Here is a 16,230-nt window from a genome sequence, read left to right on the forward strand (position 1 = left end):
ATCTCTTACTGATCATTGATCTTCCTTCTGGCGCCGCGGAACTACCGTCAACTTTTGCACACATTGCCTAGCTAGAACATAGTGTGTGAAGACGTCTTTTGGCGTCCAGGGTTGAGTTAGGAACCACGTCATGACGGATAGCAGTGCCACCCCCCGTAATAACGGTGAGCCTCCGCTGCACGAAGATGATCCGCTAATGGAGCTGTCGCGGATTTTAGATTTCGGCGTGAGCGCTGAAGATAATGCTGCGCGCCGTTCGGATCCAGAATTCGGTTCCGCGCATGATGCTCTTTCTTTTGATGCAGCTTTAGAGCTCGAAAGAGAACTTCTCGGCGATTTCGCTGATTTTTCAGAGCGTGGACAAGAGAATCAACCACAGCCAGCATCAGCAGATTTTTCTCCATCCAGCTCAACATCGTTCGAAGATATTTCATTTGCCAGCGAAGAATCTTCCTTTGCTGAAAACGAATTCGCTTCGGCCCTTGAGCACGAGCTTGATCTGCATATGGAAGAGTTTGATTTGAATGCGGATGCGGGCCAGTTCACCGACCCGCTAGCATCAAATCAACCTTTGAATTTTGATCAGAACGAGATTTTTGAGACCGAGCAACAGCCGGAAGTTTTCTCGCAAAATCCCTTCGATTCAGAGCCAGGCTCGGCAATTGGTTCTCCAAACTTTACTCCTGACTTGTCGTTTGAGGATGATTATTCCTCTGAATTTTCCACTGAATGGGATCATGCCCGGCCTGAAGACGCACATTCAGCATATTTGAATGAGCCCCATCAGGCCCAATCGGATACGGTTCAATCCGCTCCCGCACTTTCATTGGAAGAAGAGCTTCAGAACTTGCTTTTTGGTGATGAACCGATTGCACCTGAAACGCCATCCTTCGAAGAAGTGCAGCCAGATCTGTCATCAGAGCTAGGAGGTTCCGCGGAACCTCCGCTGGCAGAACAATTTTTCTCGGAACATCGGGAATGGGCAGAGCCGCATGACATTCTGAATAAAAGTGAAGCGTTTACTTTCGAACCCGAATCGGAAGTCACCGCCACTGAGACCGCTGAGACCGCTGAGATACAATCTGCGCCCGACGCTCATCAGGATGATTTTGGTGCGAGCAGCTCAACTTTGGCTTCTGATGCGCCGGTATATCCGCATTATCCGCGTGGAAACTTTTCTCCCAATAGTCCAGTCACCGGTCTCCTCGCGCCAGAACCTCCTCACATTGATAGCCACAGTGATGGAAACATTGATAGCGCGGAAGATGATCTTTCTTTTGGTGAGGAATTTGCGCTTGATCTCGATCTAGCGCTGCAACGAAGCTCTGCCGATCAGCCCGATCAGGACCACGAGATGGCTGGTTTTGATGAATTCAACCTCAATGTGGATGATTTTGGATTTGAAGCATCTGGTGACAATTCTGACTCTGGCGCGGAGCCAGTTGAAGAGCAGTTGCTTTTTGATAGTGGTGACTTGCTCAGCTTCGATGATTTGGATTTGAGCGAGGAAGAGGGCACCGACATCCCGCAAAATGTCGAACAATATGCTCACGCGACCTATTCCGATAATGCCGAATCACCCGATCTCGTCTTTAGTTCCAGCTTTGACAAGCAGGCGCCGGAGATTGAAACGATCAGTGTGGGTGAAACTAAGGTTGAGCAAACTCACGCACTCGACCTGCCGGAAATCCCTTATGAAGAAGAGGATAAAAACACTGGGCTTTCTGACCTGGAAGCGGAATTTGCTGAGGTTTTCAACACGATAGACATTGAAGAACCGCAGCCGCACACTGATAGCCCAAGCGAAGCTGATCGGGCGTTCGAGGATATTTTCCGCGAAAATGCTACTTCCTATTTAGCGGCTGGCGCTGTTGCCGGTGCTGCAATGGGTGCTTCGGCTGCTTCTTCCGGTCTAGCTCGCGGGGCAGCGCCCGCAGACACGCAAGCCGCGTCCGTCAATAACGCAACCAATGACGATTTCTATAATCATTGGGCCGCATCCGGTGCGCAAACCACACCAATTTCTGAATTGCGTGAGCATCCATCTCAGATAGAGCAAGGTGAGGAAGATCTTGGCAGCGCTGCTGAGGCCTATCGCAATAGGCCGGTCAGAGGTCGCCGTGGTCTGATTGTAGCGAGCATTGCCGGCGCGGCTGTGCTCGTCGGCGGTATCGGTTATCACTTGCTTGCTGGTGGAGGATCGGGCGAACCGGTTATTGTCCGCGCAAGCGATCAACCGGTTAAGGTTCAGCCGGAGAATCCTGGCGGTGTCACCGTGCCGAATCAGGATAAGGCCGTTTATGACCGCGTAGCAGGAACCTTGCCGGGTAGCCCGGAACAAAAGTCGTTGATCGCTTCTGGCGAAGAACCGGTTGATTTGGCAGCGTCTCAAGATTTTTCGCCCACTGTTGACGATGTAGATGAGCCGATTGCATCGTCGCAATCAAATTCCGAAGCCGAGGCTCCACTGATCCGTCCGCGCGAAGTTGAAACCATGATTGTCCGCCCCGATGGATCAATCATGAGGCCTCAGCTCCATACCACGGCGGCCGCCGATCAGGCCCCACCAGCTGAACCAGATGCAAGCGTATCGTCTGATGCGCCGCTTATCAGCCCACCGGCAGAGACTGACCAAATAGCTGATCTTGCTGCCGGAAATGATATCCCAGCTGCAAATATCCCTGCCGCAAATGACGAAGCACCGGCATTGGCAGCAGATGCCGAAACAACCGCTCCGACTGACACTGCGGTGCAGCCTCAGTTGCCGATCAGGCCTCCGCTGGTGCCATCACGCCCGGCGCAGCAGCCAACCAATGTGGTGGGCAATGTAGCGCAACGGACACAGCAAACAGCCCAAGCCCCGGCAGAAACACAAGTAGCGTCGGCTGCTGGTGTGGGCGGATATTTCGTCCAGATTGCATCGCAGCCAACCCCTGAGCTGGCCCAGAAATCCTACGCTAATATGGCGCAGCGTTATGGGAACGTCATCGGTGGTCGCGCGATAGATATTAAGCGCGCAGAGATACCAAATAAGGGCACCTATTATCGAGTTCGTGTTCAGGCAGGCACGAGGAATGAAGCAACTGCCCTCTGCGAGCGCCTGAAATCCGCCGGCGGAAGCTGTTTCGTCACCCAGTGATGCAAAACACATCAATTATTAAAACAAAAGGGCGGCAATTGCCGCCCTTTTGCTTGACTCTTTCATATAATATTTCTCAGCTATGTCTGGCAAAGCACGTTACCCATACCAATCGAAGGAAGACTCCATGAGAAAATGCAAGGCATGGATTGCCAGCGTATCCGGAACCGAATTGACACCGGATGAGGAGGCATTCTTTCAAGACGAGAAACCATGGGGCTTTATTCTTTTTGCGCGTAATGTCGAAAGCTTCGAACAGCTTGAAAAACTGACCTCCCATTTGCGAAAATTGATGGGTCGTGATCAGATGCCCATATTTATCGATCAAGAAGGCGGGCGAGTGCAACGATTGCGTCCGCCACTTGTACCTAATTATCCATCGGCCGCGCAGATCGGTGCGATCTATGATCAAGACCCCGATAAAGGTTTGCGAGCTGCTTGGTTGCAAGCCCGCTTACACGCATTTGACCTTAAAAAAGCGGGCATAAATGCGGATTGTTTGCCGGTTTTGGATGTTCCCGTCGAAGGTGCGCACGATGTTATTGGCTCCCGTGCCTATTCGAAAAACCCGCATCACGTCGCTTTAATGGGGCGTGCCGCGGCCGAAGGCTTGCTAGCTGGTGGGGTATTGCCTGTTGTTAAACACATGCCGGGCCATGGCCGCGCCATCAATGATACCCATAAGGATCTGGCGCAAGTAGGGGTTCCGCTCAACGAACTTCTGGAACATGATTTCATTCCATTCAGCGCGCTTAATGATCTGCCCATGGCAATGACCGCGCATGTGATTTTCGACTGTATCGACCCGGATTTGCCTTCAACCCTTTCTCCAACCGTAATTCACGCGATTATTCGTAACCTTATAGGCTTTGATGGCCTCATTATGAGTGACGATATTTCGATGAAAGCCCTGCAAGGTAATTTGGGCGATCTGGCAGAGAAAATTATTTCTGCCGGTTGTGATGTTGTTCTTTACTGCGGTGGAGTTTTAGAAGAATTGCGCGAAGTGGCGGCTCGCGTACCGTTGTTGGAGGGAAAATCTTTGCGGCGTGCCGAACTTGCTGAGGTTTATGCTGGCGATCCCGATCTGTCTGATGAAGCGGCGTTGCGCGAGGAATTCGGACAGATGTTTGATCTGACGGTTTAGCTTTCGTAAACATGTAAGATCGGAATAATTATTATATATTTATAGGATGATAGTTTGAGCGCACCAACGTCGCACGACCTAAATGAAAGCAGCAGGGACACGCCAATGGGGGCCATTTGGTATGAGGATGGCCCGCGCGCAGAGAGCGATCCCTCGCTTTTGGTTGATGTCGAAGGTTTCGAAGGTCCGCTTGATCTTCTGCTGCACCTAGCACGAAGCCAACGCGTTGATCTTACACAAATTTCGGTCCTAGCGCTCACAGAACAATATTTGAATTTTATCGAGCGCGCTCAGGCATTGCGGCTCGAACTGGCTGCCGACTATCTGGTAATGGCGGCGTGGCTTGCTTATCTGAAGTCGCGGCTTTTGATCCCAAAGCAAAAGAGTGACGAAGAGCTTAGCGGCGAAGATATGGTTGCTTCGCTGCAGTTTCGCCTTAAGCGTTTGGAGGCTATGCGCGACGCAGCCGCCAAGCTCGCCAATCGACACCAACTTGGGCGAGATGTCTTTCCAAGAGGAAATCCAGAAGTCGGCGTCGTTGATCGGTCGAGCCTTTTTTCTGCCTCACTTTATGAGCTTCTCACCGCATATGCGTCGCAGCGCCAACGACAGGCAGTAACCCATGTTCAGATTGAGCAACGGACTGTCTGGTCATTAAAACAGGCCCGTTCGGCCTTGGTGCGGCTTATGGGCGAGAATGTTGATTGGGTGGCGTTGGACAAGTTTTTGATAAACTACGCGCTTTCCCCAAGCGAACGTGCATCCGCTTTGGCGAGCTCATTTGCCGCAAGCCTTGAACTGGTTCGCGAGGGCAAGCTCAAGGTTTCGCAAAATGCACCTTTTGAGCCGATTTATATGCGCGTAATAGGCGACATAACGCAAGAGGATGGTGAGGGTGTCTAACGCCGAATTTTCAACTATGCAGCGAGACCAGGCGGTGGACGAAGACACCACGCTGGCCGAAGCAGCGCGTATGATAGAAGCCCTTATTTTCGCCTCATCAGAGCCTGTTTCTGAGCGTATACTCGCAGAACGCTTACCAGAGAATACCGATATTGCAGCAACATTGCATCATCTCCAGAAGGTTTATGCAAATCGTGGAGTGCATTTGGTTCAGGTTGGCAATAATTGGGCGTTTCGCACCGCTCCAGATCTCGCTTTTCTGATGAATCGCGAAGTGGTACAGCAGCGAAAACTCTCGCGAGCGGCGATGGAAGTATTGGCAATCATTGCCTATCATCAACCAGTCACTCGTGCAGAGCTAGAGGATATTCGCGGTGTCGAAACATCCAAAGGCACGCTGGATGTTTTGATGGAAACGGGCTGGATTAAACTGAGAGGGCGCAGGCGTACCCCCGGGCGACCGGTAACCTATGGTACAACGGATGCCTTTCTCGATCATTTTGGACTGCCGGAAATTCGCGATTTGCCCGGACTCGAGGAATTGCGCGGTGCAGGTTTGCTTTCCGCTCGCATTCCGCCGGGATTTGCGGTGCCGGTCCCCAATTTGGAGGCCGACGAATTGACTGAGGAGGAAGATCCGTTAGAGGATATTAATCTGGAAGAGTTGGGCTTATTGGCCCCACGCGGTGAGGAGTGATTATGCCTTTTAGACAAATAAATTCGCGAAACACTGTTCACAATCATACTTCCGTTTGAAAGATATGTTGAAAGCGCTTAGATCGTAGTCGAGATTATAGGCATGATCCGTGCATTCACGGCGTAGAGAGGATTAAAATGGGTACGTTTTCAATTTGGCACTGGCTGATCGTTTTAGCCGTCGTGCTCATTCTGTTTGGACGTGGCAAAATTCCAGAACTGATGGGCGATGTAGCCAAAGGTATCAAGAACTTCAAAAGCGGCTTGGCGGAAGAAGACGCTAAAGACGAACCGCGCACGATTGATGCGAAGGCTGACGAAACGGTCAACGACGTTAAGAAGACAACAAAGTCTTGATCTGTGGCGGGGCACGTCGTGCATTCTCAGATGCGTGCGCGAGTGTTTCGCAATTGAAATGTGCGGTTTTCCGCTAGAAGCCGGGGCGCGCGCAAAATAGCGCGAAGTGTCAAATCATGCTTGATATCGGTTGGTCTGAACTGCTGGTAATCGCAACCGTCATGATTGTGGTGGTTGGGCCTAAAGATTTGCCGAAAATGCTCAGAGCGTTCGGCAAGGCCACTTCGCGTATGCGCGCCACCGCTAATGAATTTCGCCGTCAGTTTGACGAAGCATTGAACGAAGCCGAACTCGATGATGTTAAAAACCTAGTCGACGAAGCACGAAAGCTTGATCCACGGTCTAAGCTGACAAAGGTTTTTGACCCTATCCGCAGTGCAGGAGAAGATTTGCGTGCCGAGCTGCAATCAACCAGCTCAATGTCACCGGTGGACCAATTAAAACCAGCCGAAGTAAGCACGCCCGTGGAAGCTGATGGAACTCACGTTCCAGCGCAAGTGGAACAAACACCCAGCATAAAGCCGAGCGCTTCGCCTACATCGTCAACGGACAAAACCGTCGGATCTGCTGACATGGACGCGGTTTCCGATGCGCCCGCGGCGAAAACCGCTCCAGCGAAAGCCAGTAAGCCCGCGGCCACTAAAAAGGTGGTCTCTCCGGCCAAGCCAGCGGCTACCAAATCCACTGTTTCGGCAAAAAAGACCAGTAAAAAGACGACAAAAAAGACAGGAAGCGAAGCGTGACCAGGGACGAGGATGAAATTGAACGCAGCTCAGCCCCTCTGCTTGAGCACCTGATCGAACTGCGGCGCCGCCTGATTTGGGCAATTTTGGCGTTTTTTGTCGCGTTCATTTTCTGTTTCGCTTTTGCCAAGCAATTGTTCAATCTTCTGGTTGTGCCATATCAGTGGGCGATTGACTGGGCAGGGATGGATCGGTCCAAGGCCGAACTCATTTATACAGCCCCGCAGGAATTTTTCTTTACGCAGGTCAAGGTCGCCATGTTCGGCGGTCTGGTTTTGGCGTTTCCTATTATTGCCGCTCAGATTTACAAATTTGTCGCTCCTGGCCTCTATAGAGATGAGCGTATGGCATTTTTACCATTTCTGATTGCATCGCCGATTCTTTTTCTCGTTGGCGGCGCTCTGGTTTATTTCTTCTTCACGCCAATGGTCATGTGGTTCTTTTTGGCCATGCAGCAGACCGGCGGGGGAGGAGAGGTTCAGATCTCGCTTCTGCCAAAAGTTTCCGAATATCTTAGCCTCATCATGACGCTGATTTTTGCTTTTGGCCTCGTCTTTCAGCTGCCGGTCGTAACCACTCTAATGGCGCGGGTTGGGCTTGTGACATCGCAAGGTCTCAAGGATAAACGCAAATATGCAATCGTCATTGCGTTTGTTATCGCAGCGGTGCTGACACCGCCTGATCCGGCTAGCCAGATCGGCCTTGCCTTGCCGGCGATCCTTCTCTACGAGATCTCCATCATACTGGCTCGCATGATTGAGAAGCAACGCGATCAAGATAAGGCTGCCTCTGAAGCCGAAGACGGTGCCTCAGTTTCCTGACCCAGTATTAACATTAGACGGATGCAGCCAGCATCAGGCTATTTTGCAAATAATCACGAAACGGTTTTTCCATGCTCGATATCAAATGGATTCGCGAAAACCCCGAAGTTTTGGACCAAGCACTGGCCAAGCGCGGCGTAGACCCACTTTCCTCTGAATTGATCAGTTTGGATGAAAAGCGCCGTGAGCATGTCGGTAAAGTGCAGGCTGCACAAGAACGCCGCAATGCTGCATCCAAAGAAATCGGCAAGGCAATGGCCGAAAAAGATACGGAAAGAGCCGAACAGTTAAAGACCGAAGTCAGTCAGCTCAAGACTTTCCTAGCCGAAGCGGAAGAGGTCGAACGCCGTCTGATCAAGGAGCTTAACGACGCTCTTTCCAATATACCGAATATCCCCTTGGATGATGTGCCGCTAGGCAAAGATGAGGCCGATAATGTCGAAATTCGCCGTGTCGGGGACCAGCCGAATTTCTCCTTTGCACCTAAAGAACATTATGAACTGGGTGAAGCGCTTGGCTATATGGATTTTGAGCGTGCGGCAAAACTTGCAGGTTCACGCTTCACTGTTCTCACCGGTCCGTTAGCCCGCCTCGAACGCGCGCTGGGCCAGTTCATGCTGGATTTGCACACGACCGAACATGGTTACACCGAAACCATGCCCCCTTTGATCGTGCGCGATGATGCTGTTTACGGAACCGGTCAATTACCAAAATTTTCAGAAGACCTCTTTCGAACCACGGATGGTCGGTGGTTGATTCCGACAGCGGAAGTGCCGCTCACCAATTTAGTGGCCGACGAAATTGTGGATCTGAAAACTCTTCCTCAACGCTATACCGCATTGACCCCTTGCTTCCGCTCTGAAGCAGGGTCGGCCGGCCGCGATACTCGCGGCATGTTGCGCCAGCATCAATTTCTTAAAGTCGAGATGGTTTCGATTACCGATGCGGAAAGCGCGATTGCAGAACATGAGCGGATGACCGCTTGCGCCGAAGAAGTGTTGAAACGCCTCGGTCTACCGTTCCGCACGGTGGTTCTTTGCACCGGCGATATGGGCTTTGGTGCGCAGAAAACTTATGACATCGAAGTTTGGTTGCCGGGCCAAAATGCCTATCGTGAAATTTCTAGCTGCTCGGTTTGTGGGGATTTCCAAGGGCGGCGCATGAATGCGCGCTATCGTCCCGAAGGCGAAAAATCGACGCGTTTCGTACACACATTAAATGGCTCTGGCGTAGCAGTTGGTCGCGCGCTCATCGCGGTCATGGAAAATTATCAGGAAGAAGACGGTAGCATTCGTATTCCTGATATAATCCAGCCCTATATGGGCGGTCTCACGCGTATCGAAAGACGCGCGTGAACGAGAATTCCGCCTGATTAAAGGAGCTTGATAGTGCGTATTCTTTTGACCAATGATGATGGTATTCATGCCGAAGGGCTGGCGGTTTTGGAGCGTATCGCACGACAACTGTCAGACGATGTTTGGGTGGTTGCCCCTGAAACTGATCAGAGTGGTCTTGCGCACTCACTTACCTTGTCAGAGCCGCTCCGTTTGCGCCAAATCGACGAACGTCGATTTGCTCTGCGTGGAACACCAACCGACTGCGTCATTATGGGGGTGCGTCACGTCTTGCCAGCAGCGCCAGACCTCGTGCTTTCGGGCGTTAATTCTGGAGCCAATATGGCTGATGACGTAACCTATTCCGGAACCGTGGCTGGCGCCATGGAAGGCACGCTTCTTGGCGTTCCTTCAATCGCGCTTTCGCAAGAATATGATTATGAAGGCGATCGACGCATTGTGCCATGGGAAACAGCAGAAGCCCATGCTCCAAATGTCATTAAAACACTGGTCAAAGCTGGCTGGCCGGAAGGCGTGTTGATTAATATCAACTTCCCCAACTGCGCTCCGGATGAAGTTAAAGGAACGCGCGTCACCGCCCAGGGCAAGCTTAGCCACGATGCACGCCTTGATGAGCGGCGCGATGGGCGCGGTAATCCATATTTCTGGCTTCAATTTGGCCGTTCCAAAGCGGAAGTGGCATCCGACAGCGATATTGCCGCCATTCGAGCAGATAATATTTCTGTAACACCGCTTCATCTCGATCTGACCGCCCAAACTGTGCGTCAGCAGCTGAGCCAGGCTCTTGAGGGTGAAGTATGATGCAATCGCCGTCTGATCGCCCACAGCTTTCGGACAGAGAAGGGTTTGCATCCTTTGTTATGCGTATGCGAGGGCAGGGGATCAATGATCCCCAGCTCTTTGCTTCCATAGAAGCCACTCCTCGGCAGAGTTTTGTGGACGCTTCCTACGCTCACCTAGCATATAGTCCTCGGATGATACCGGTTGAATGTGGTTCGTATCTGGAGGGTCTTGATGATCAAGCGCGTATCCTAGCAGCGCTGGATTTAGAGCCAGGGCACAGGGTTTTAGAAATCGGCACAGGATCCGGTTTTACCGCAGCTATTATGTCGCCTCTTGTGGGTCGAGTGACAACAGTTGAGCGTTATCGCAAATTATGTGATCGTGCCTTGCAGCAATTTGTTACCCACAAACGCGAAAACATCGTGGTTAAACATGCTGATGGTCGCAACGGCATCCCCGGCGGCCCGTTTGATCGTATTGTCCTTTGGCTAGCGAGTGAAGATTTACCTCGGCAGTTCGTCGAGCTGCTGGCAACCCACGGGGTATTGATCGCGCCGATAGGCCCAGCTGACGGTGTGCAGACAGTTATGCGTGTGGCGAAGATCGGCAGTCGTTTTGATCAAGAAGAAATTATGCAGGTCCGATATCAGCCTTTTATCGAAGGTATTTCGGCAGTTTTATGAATGTTGAAGCACGAAATGCTTCGTTATGGTGTCTAATTAGTGAATTTTTTGAACGCTAACTGCCCGTTCTTAACCAGCAGGTAACATTAACGCGCTTTAATGACTCAAGCGAGTTTTTAGAGTGGGCGAGTTGAACATGCGTTTTCCAATATTGCAGCACACGTCCGAGCGTCTTCTGCGGAATGCAGCGATCGTTCTGATTGCCGGTTTAGGTGCGGGTTGTAGCGCTGATACGATGCGCTTTACCGACGGACTTTATACAGGCTCCACGACCAATCAACGTGTCGTGCAGTCGAACAATAATATGTATTCGCCGGGCCCTGTCGCGGCCGCTCAGCCCATTTCCAGTGGCACAGTACAGCGACACACCCTGCCTCCGGCTTCCTCTGCACCAATCGCGGCAGCCACGTCGCCCGTGCAAAATGCTGCTGTAGAGCGCGTTAATGACACGGCTAATCGTGCACAAACCCAAGTGGCCAGCGCTGCCACCGCAGCAAGTTCTGCGGCTAGCAACGCTCGCGAGAATGTTTTGGGGCAGTTGCCAGCGACAGCAAATGGCGTGCCGCTACCCAATTCCAACACGGCGGCTGCTTCCACCCCCGCACCTGCAATCGATAAGCCTCAGCCGCAGACTGCCGCCAGCGGTGGCGCTTACATGGTTAAATCCGGCGATTCTCTTTTCTCGATTGCCCAGAAACACAATGTTTCGGTCGATGAGTTAAAACGCGCAAATGGCTTGAGCAGCGGTGCGATTCGAGTGGGGCAATCCTTAGCCATTCCTTCGGGAGCTGGCGCTACCACCCAAGTGGCAGCGGCCACAATACAGCCGCAGAAGCCTGCGGTGGCCGAAAATGTGAAGCCCGCATCAACGCCACCCAATGCAGCTGATGTGAAGCCTTATACCCCGCCACAAGCCAGCAATAAGGTTATCGAAGAAGCTGAAAAAGACCAGGCAAAGGCGCCGTCTTCGTCGGGTATCACGCAGATGCGCTGGCCCGTTCGCGGCCGCATCTTGACGAGCTTCGGCCAGCGAGATGGTAGCACCGTCAACGATGGCATCGACATTATGGTTCCGGAAGGCACTTCGGTAAAGGCCGCTGAAAACGGTGTTGTGATCTATGCGGGCGATGGTCTGAAGGAATTTGGTCAAACAGTGCTGATCCGCCATGATAATGGTCTCGTGACGGTCTATGGTCACAATAGCGAGATTTTGGTTCAACGCGGTCAGAAAGTTCGCCGTGGTGAAGATATTGCCAAATCAGGAATGAGCGGCAATGCTAAGGCACCTAAGCTTCACTTTGAAGTACGAAAAGATTCTTCGCCGGTTAATCCAGCAAAATATCTGGAAAGCTGATACAGCGGAGACATTAAAGGAAGGCGGGCCATAAACCCGCCTTTTTAAATCATCTTGCCCATGCGGCCAGCGAGATCTTGTATATATTGCCACGCCACGCGACCCGATCTGTTACCGCGAGTGGTTGCCCATTCCAATGCTTCCGCGTGCATTTTCTGCGGGTCATAATCGAGTTTAAAGTGGGCGGCGTATCCGTCCACCATGGCCAGAAAATCGTCTTGGCTGCATTTATGAAAGCCGAGCCAAAGACCAAAGCGGTCCGATAATGATACTTTTTCCTCAATCGCTTCCGAAGGACTAATAGCGGTTGAGCGTTCATTATCAATCATATCCCGCGGCATAAGATGGCGGCGGTTAGAGGTTGCATAAAAGATCACATTTGCTGGCCGTCCTTCGACACCGCCTTCTAATGCGGCCTTCAGCGATTTATATGACGTGTCGTCATGATCGAAAGAAAGATCATCACAGAATAGAATAAATCGATAAGGCGCATCCTTGATCAGATTCATTAAAACCGGCAGGGTGTCGATATCCTCACGATGAATTTCTATCAACCGCAATGGGGTTTGATCCGTAAGCTCTTTGTTTACAGAAGCTTGCGCTGCTTTCACGAGGGAAGATTTCCCCATTCCCCGTGCGCCCCACAAAAGAACATTATTCGCGGGAAGCCCGAGGGCGAAACGCTTAGTGTTCTCGACCAGCTGGTCACGGACAAGGTCGACGCCTCGAATGAGAGAAATATCAATACGATTTACTTTTTCGACGGGATCAAGCGTTAGCCGCTCGGGCGACCACACGAAACAATCGGCGGCGTTAAGATCGGGAATTGTAGGTTTGGGTGGCGCAATTCGCTCAAGCGCCTCTATCAGACGATCCAATTTTTGATTCAGTAAATTTTCGGTTGTCATTCCATGCCCTCATTGATGGGTAGGCATTAGCATGTCACAACAGCTCGGAAAAGTGTGTGCCTTCGATGATGGAGGCCGTTCGCTGGTTGCAATTGTCACAACAACCATTGTAATGCCGTAAAGGATTGCCTTTTGAGATCTTAGAGGAGTTACTAATGTTGGTTACCCCAGCTTTTGCCCAAGCAGCCGGCGGTGGTGCAGGGCCAGATATGCTTATGAGCATTCTGCCCTTTGTTCTGATTTTCGTAATCATGTATTTCCTTATCATTCGTCCGCAGCGCACGCAGATGAAGAAGCGTCAGGAAATGCTGGCTGCGGTACGCCGTGGTGACACCGTCGTGACCGGTGGCGGAATTGTCGGTAAAGTTCAAAAAGTTCATGAAGATGGCGAACTCGAAGTCGACATCGCAGAAGGTGTACGCATCCGTGTCCTGCGTAGCACGCTCTTAGAAGTTCGCGTAAAAGGCGAACCGGTTGCAGATAATAAAAACAAATAATTCGTGTGTTATCCCAGGTTCCGGCCATTCAAGTTTCAACCGCCCTTTGCGGTGTTCTTGATGGTCGGTGCTTTACGATAGACACATGCACGGCGTTAGCCATGCATTGAGACCCGGTGTGAGCTTCAACTCGCTCCGGTGCTGTGTCTGAGCCGAGATGGAATTGCCGCTCTATGCTTTATTTTTCACGTTGGAAATCGGCACTGATCTGGCTGGCGATTATTGTCGGCCTTATAATCGCTTCTCCTAATTTCTTCTCGCGCGAAACACTCGCGAAACTTCCCAATTTTTTGCCCAAACAACAGGTGATATTGGGACTTGATCTTTCAGGCGGGTCGCGACTGATCCTTCAGGTTCAAAACTCCAGTGAAGGCCAAGTTGCGCAATCCGCTGCCATTATGGAGCGACGCTTACACGAACTGGGCTATCGTAATCCTATTGTTGAGGTAGAGCGGCGCAATCGCATTCGCGTCGAAGTGCCAGGGCTTTACGATGCACAGCTTCTCAAAGACATTTTAAGTATTCGGGGCAATCTAACGTTCCGAGCGGTCGACGATTCGATGTCGTCCAATGACGCTATTCGCGGCACTCCGCCTGCCAATAGCGAAGTTGTTTATTCTTACGATGATCCGCCAATTGGCTATCTGGTCCAGCGCGAGCCAATATTTTCCATCGCCAACGTTATAGATGCAGAAGCGACCCTATCAAGTGAGGATGGTGAGCCGGTCATAACCCTGACACTTGACGACACTGCACGCGTCAATTTAGCGGCAGCTACAGCGCAGATCGGCGAGAAAACATTTGCTATCATTATCGATAATCAAGTGGTTTCAGCACCACTTGTTAATGAGCGGTTAGACACTAACGAACTCCAGATCAGCGGGGCTTTTGATCTACAATCGGCTAATAATATGGCTGTTGTCCTGCGTTCAGGTGCCTTGCCCCAGGCCGTTTCCGTATTGGAAGAGAGAACGATCGCATCAGCGCTGGGCGAGGACTACGCCAACTCTGCGGTAATTGCAGCGGTGCTGGCCTTTGTTCTCGTAGGTCTGTTCATGGTGCTGTCCTACGGCATTCTTGGCGTCATCGCCATGATCGGACTTTTGGCCAATATTATTATTCTGATCGCGATCTTATCCCTAATGGGTGCGTCGGTCGGTTTTTCAAGCATTGCAGGCCTTATCTTGACCAGCGGGCTCGCCGTGGATGCCAGCGTCTTGATTTATGAACGGGTTCGCGAAGACCGCCGCAAGGGCTATTCTGTGGTTCAGGCGATGGAATCAGGTTTCTATCGGGCTCTGTCCACGATCATAGACGCCAACCTGACAACATTAATTGCGGCCTTGGTCTTGTTTCTTCTTGGGTCTGGCGCGGTTCACGGCTTTGCTTTGACAGTTGCAATCGGCATTGGCACGACGCTCTTTACAACGCTGACCTTCACGCGTTTGCTCATTTCTGAATGGGTGAAAAAAGCCAAGCCTAAGGAAATTCCAAAGCGTCGCCTCAAGCTCGTTCCGACAGTCACACAAATTCCCTTCATGCGGCTTCAATTCGCGACGCTGAGCGTTTCGATCCTCGCATGTGCAATTGTGGTGGCGCTGTTCGTAAATATTGGTTTTAACTATGGTATCGATTTCCGCGGCGGCTCCATGGTGGAGTTGCAAGCGCGGAACGGTGATGCAGACCTGATCGATATTAATGAGCGGTTGGATGAATTAAACATCGATAGCGCTCATATTTTGCCCGCCGAATCAAAGCGGTCCGCTATTCTCATTATCGGTAGCCAAGAAGTGGGAGATGATGCGGAGCAGACTGTCGCGCTCAAGCTCCGCGGTGAGTTTGAGCAGGATTATACGTTCCAGCGGGTTGAAGTCGTCGGACCAACGGTTTCGGAGCAGCTTTCGCGTGCCGGCATAGCAGCCGTCATCCTCTCGCTGATCGGAATATTCGTCTATGTCTGGATACGTTTTCGCTGGCAGCTTGCGCTCGGAGCGGTGCTCTCGACGCTGCATGATATTATTATTCTGGCGGGCATGTTCATCGTGTTTCGGATGGAGTTCAATCTGTGGAGTGTGGCCGCAATTCTCACCATCATCGGCTATTCATTAAATGACACGATCGTTATTTACGACCGCGTTCGGGAAAACCTGCGACGCTATAAAAGTGCGCCATTGCCCGCGATTATCGATGCGTCGATAAATCAGACTTTGTCGCGCACTCTACTAACCTCATTCGTAACTTTTCTGGCCCATGTACCGCTTTATGCATTTGGCGGCGAGGATATTCGGAACTTCGCGCTGGCGCTCAGCGTTGGCATTGTGGTGGCGTGTTATTCGTCCATTTTCATCGCCGCACCTTTATTGGTACAATTTGGATTGAAGCCACGCGGTAAAAACGATGACGATGGGGTGGGCGACGAATTAGCCAATTCACTTAATTTGGATAGTCTATAATGGCGCAAGGCATAGAAATTCGTGACGCACATTTTCCAGGACGTGCACCGATTGACGCTTATGGTAATGGCGGTTTTCGTTTTGCTGAAATGTCACACCGGGGTTCAATCCTGTGCTTGCCGTCGGGCATTCACGGTTGGAAACCGGAGACGCCCCCCATCATTTCCAAGCGCGATATTGGCTTAATCTTAGAGCAATCCGCCGAAATAGAGATTTTGCTAGTGGGAACCGGCATGGATTTGCGTCGCATTCCAGAGGATGTCCGGGCTTTATTACGCAGCCACCAAATTTCGTCGGATCCGATGAGTACGGGAGCTGCGGTGCGAACCTATAATGTGCTTCTTGCAGAAGACAGAGCCGTAGCGGCCGCTCTGATCGCAGTAGACTGAAG

Annotated in this window: 15 protein-coding genes; 14 read left to right on the forward strand and 1 reads right to left on the reverse strand. The window is 51.5% G+C overall.

Features of this window, described 5'->3' with window-relative positions; genetic code table 11:
• Positions 1 to 130: 130 nt before the first annotated feature.
• The 11 genes from C7374_RS09520 (at position 131) to dipM (ending at position 11,981) form a co-directional block, all read left to right on the forward strand.
• A complete protein-coding gene (locus tag C7374_RS09520) occupies positions 131 to 3,139 on the forward strand; it encodes an SPOR domain-containing protein (RefSeq protein WP_111575396.1) in 3,009 nt (1,002 codons plus the stop codon).
• A 127-nt stretch (positions 3,140 to 3,266) separates the two neighbouring features.
• Complete coding sequence (nagZ, locus tag C7374_RS09525; RefSeq protein WP_111575397.1) at positions 3,267 to 4,286, forward strand: beta-N-acetylhexosaminidase; 1,020 nt, start codon at positions 3,267 to 3,269, stop codon at positions 4,284 to 4,286.
• Between the two features lie 105 nt (positions 4,287 to 4,391).
• Positions 4,392 to 5,189 (forward strand): segregation and condensation protein A, encoded by a 798-nt coding sequence (locus C7374_RS09530; protein WP_111575398.1) that lies wholly within the window; start codon positions 4,392 to 4,394, stop codon positions 5,187 to 5,189.
• A 16-nt stretch (positions 5,190 to 5,205) separates the two neighbouring features.
• Positions 5,206 to 5,886, forward strand: a complete 681-nt coding sequence (gene scpB, locus C7374_RS09535) for an SMC-Scp complex subunit ScpB (protein ID WP_245412623.1) — start codon at positions 5,206 to 5,208, stop codon at positions 5,884 to 5,886.
• A gap of 137 nt (positions 5,887 to 6,023) precedes the next feature.
• On the forward strand, positions 6,024 to 6,242 hold the full coding sequence (locus C7374_RS09540) for a twin-arginine translocase TatA/TatE family subunit (protein WP_111575400.1): 219 nt from the start codon (positions 6,024 to 6,026) through the stop codon (positions 6,240 to 6,242).
• Positions 6,243 to 6,358: 116 nt separating this feature from the next.
• Positions 6,359 to 6,985 carry a Sec-independent protein translocase protein TatB gene (tatB, locus tag C7374_RS09545; RefSeq protein ID WP_111575401.1) on the forward strand — a complete coding sequence of 209 codons (627 nt, stop codon included), beginning with the start codon at positions 6,359 to 6,361 and terminating at the stop codon, positions 6,983 to 6,985.
• Positions 6,982 to 7,806 carry a twin-arginine translocase subunit TatC gene (tatC, locus tag C7374_RS09550; protein WP_111575402.1) on the forward strand — a complete coding sequence of 275 codons (825 nt, stop codon included), beginning with the start codon at positions 6,982 to 6,984 and terminating at the stop codon, positions 7,804 to 7,806. Before tatB ends, tatC begins: the two co-directional genes overlap by 4 nt.
• 71 nt (positions 7,807 to 7,877) lie before the next feature.
• A complete protein-coding gene (gene serS, locus C7374_RS09555) occupies positions 7,878 to 9,161 on the forward strand; it encodes a serine--tRNA ligase (RefSeq protein WP_111575403.1) in 1,284 nt (427 codons plus the stop codon).
• A gap of 33 nt (positions 9,162 to 9,194) precedes the next feature.
• Positions 9,195 to 9,962: a 5'/3'-nucleotidase SurE gene (gene surE / locus C7374_RS09560; protein ID WP_111575404.1), complete on the forward strand. Its 768-nt coding sequence runs from the start codon at positions 9,195 to 9,197 to the stop codon at positions 9,960 to 9,962.
• The gene (locus tag C7374_RS09565; RefSeq protein WP_111575405.1) at positions 9,959 to 10,627 is read left to right on the forward strand and encodes a protein-L-isoaspartate(D-aspartate) O-methyltransferase; all 669 of its coding nucleotides are present in this window, start codon (positions 9,959 to 9,961) and stop codon (positions 10,625 to 10,627) included. The genes surE and C7374_RS09565 overlap by 4 nt, the downstream gene beginning before the upstream one ends.
• A gap of 136 nt (positions 10,628 to 10,763) precedes the next feature.
• Complete coding sequence (gene dipM, locus C7374_RS09570) at positions 10,764 to 11,981, forward strand: cell division endopeptidase DipM (protein ID WP_374850281.1); 1,218 nt, start codon at positions 10,764 to 10,766, stop codon at positions 11,979 to 11,981.
• Between the two features lie 44 nt (positions 11,982 to 12,025).
• On the opposite strand, the gene C7374_RS09575 is transcribed toward dipM, so the two are convergent.
• Positions 12,026 to 12,889, reverse strand: coding sequence for an ATP-binding protein (locus C7374_RS09575; RefSeq protein ID WP_111575407.1), 864 nt, complete (start codon positions 12,887 to 12,889; stop codon positions 12,026 to 12,028).
• A gap of 155 nt (positions 12,890 to 13,044) precedes the next feature.
• Between C7374_RS09575 and yajC the strand changes: the two genes are divergently transcribed.
• From yajC to C7374_RS09590, 3 genes are all read left to right on the forward strand, one after another.
• Positions 13,045 to 13,386, forward strand: coding sequence for a preprotein translocase subunit YajC (gene yajC / locus C7374_RS09580; protein ID WP_111575408.1), 342 nt, complete (start codon positions 13,045 to 13,047; stop codon positions 13,384 to 13,386).
• Positions 13,387 to 13,559: 173 nt separating this feature from the next.
• Complete coding sequence (secDF, locus tag C7374_RS09585) at positions 13,560 to 15,839, forward strand: protein translocase subunit SecDF (RefSeq protein ID WP_111575409.1); 2,280 nt, start codon at positions 13,560 to 13,562, stop codon at positions 15,837 to 15,839.
• Positions 15,839 to 16,228: an Mth938-like domain-containing protein gene (locus tag C7374_RS09590; RefSeq protein WP_111575410.1), complete on the forward strand. Its 390-nt coding sequence runs from the start codon at positions 15,839 to 15,841 to the stop codon at positions 16,226 to 16,228. Before secDF ends, C7374_RS09590 begins: the two co-directional genes overlap by 1 nt.
• Positions 16,229 to 16,230 lie beyond the last annotated feature (2 nt).

This window comes from Falsochrobactrum ovis (genome assembly GCF_003259955.1).
GTDB lineage: Bacteria > Pseudomonadota > Alphaproteobacteria > Rhizobiales > Rhizobiaceae > Brucella > Brucella ovis_A.

Excerpts from the sequence above, each read along its gene's own strand:
- C7374_RS09520 (WP_111575396.1), top strand. The coding sequence starts at position 131 with ATGACGGATAGCAGTGCCACCCCCCGTAATAACGGTGAGCCTCCGCTG.
- nagZ (WP_111575397.1), top strand. The coding sequence starts at position 3,267 with ATGAGAAAATGCAAGGCATGGATTGCCAGCGTATCCGGAACCGAATTG.
- C7374_RS09530 (WP_111575398.1), top strand. The coding sequence starts at position 4,392 with ATGGGGGCCATTTGGTATGAGGATGGCCCGCGCGCAGAGAGCGATCCC.
- scpB (WP_245412623.1), top strand. The coding sequence starts at position 5,206 with ATGCAGCGAGACCAGGCGGTGGACGAAGACACCACGCTGGCCGAAGCA.
- C7374_RS09540 (WP_111575400.1), top strand. The coding sequence starts at position 6,024 with ATGGGTACGTTTTCAATTTGGCACTGGCTGATCGTTTTAGCCGTCGTG.
- tatB (WP_111575401.1), top strand. The coding sequence starts at position 6,359 with ATGCTTGATATCGGTTGGTCTGAACTGCTGGTAATCGCAACCGTCATG.
- serS (WP_111575403.1), top strand. The coding sequence starts at position 7,878 with ATGCTCGATATCAAATGGATTCGCGAAAACCCCGAAGTTTTGGACCAA.
- C7374_RS09565 (WP_111575405.1), top strand. The coding sequence starts at position 9,959 with ATGATGCAATCGCCGTCTGATCGCCCACAGCTTTCGGACAGAGAAGGG.
- dipM (WP_374850281.1), top strand. The coding sequence starts at position 10,764 with ATGCGTTTTCCAATATTGCAGCACACGTCCGAGCGTCTTCTGCGGAAT.
- C7374_RS09575 (WP_111575407.1), bottom strand. The coding sequence starts at position 12,889 with ATGACAACCGAAAATTTACTGAATCAAAAATTGGATCGTCTGATAGAG.
- yajC (WP_111575408.1), top strand. The coding sequence starts at position 13,045 with ATGTTGGTTACCCCAGCTTTTGCCCAAGCAGCCGGCGGTGGTGCAGGG.
- secDF (WP_111575409.1), top strand. The coding sequence starts at position 13,560 with ATGCTTTATTTTTCACGTTGGAAATCGGCACTGATCTGGCTGGCGATT.
- C7374_RS09590 (WP_111575410.1), top strand. The coding sequence starts at position 15,839 with ATGGCGCAAGGCATAGAAATTCGTGACGCACATTTTCCAGGACGTGCA.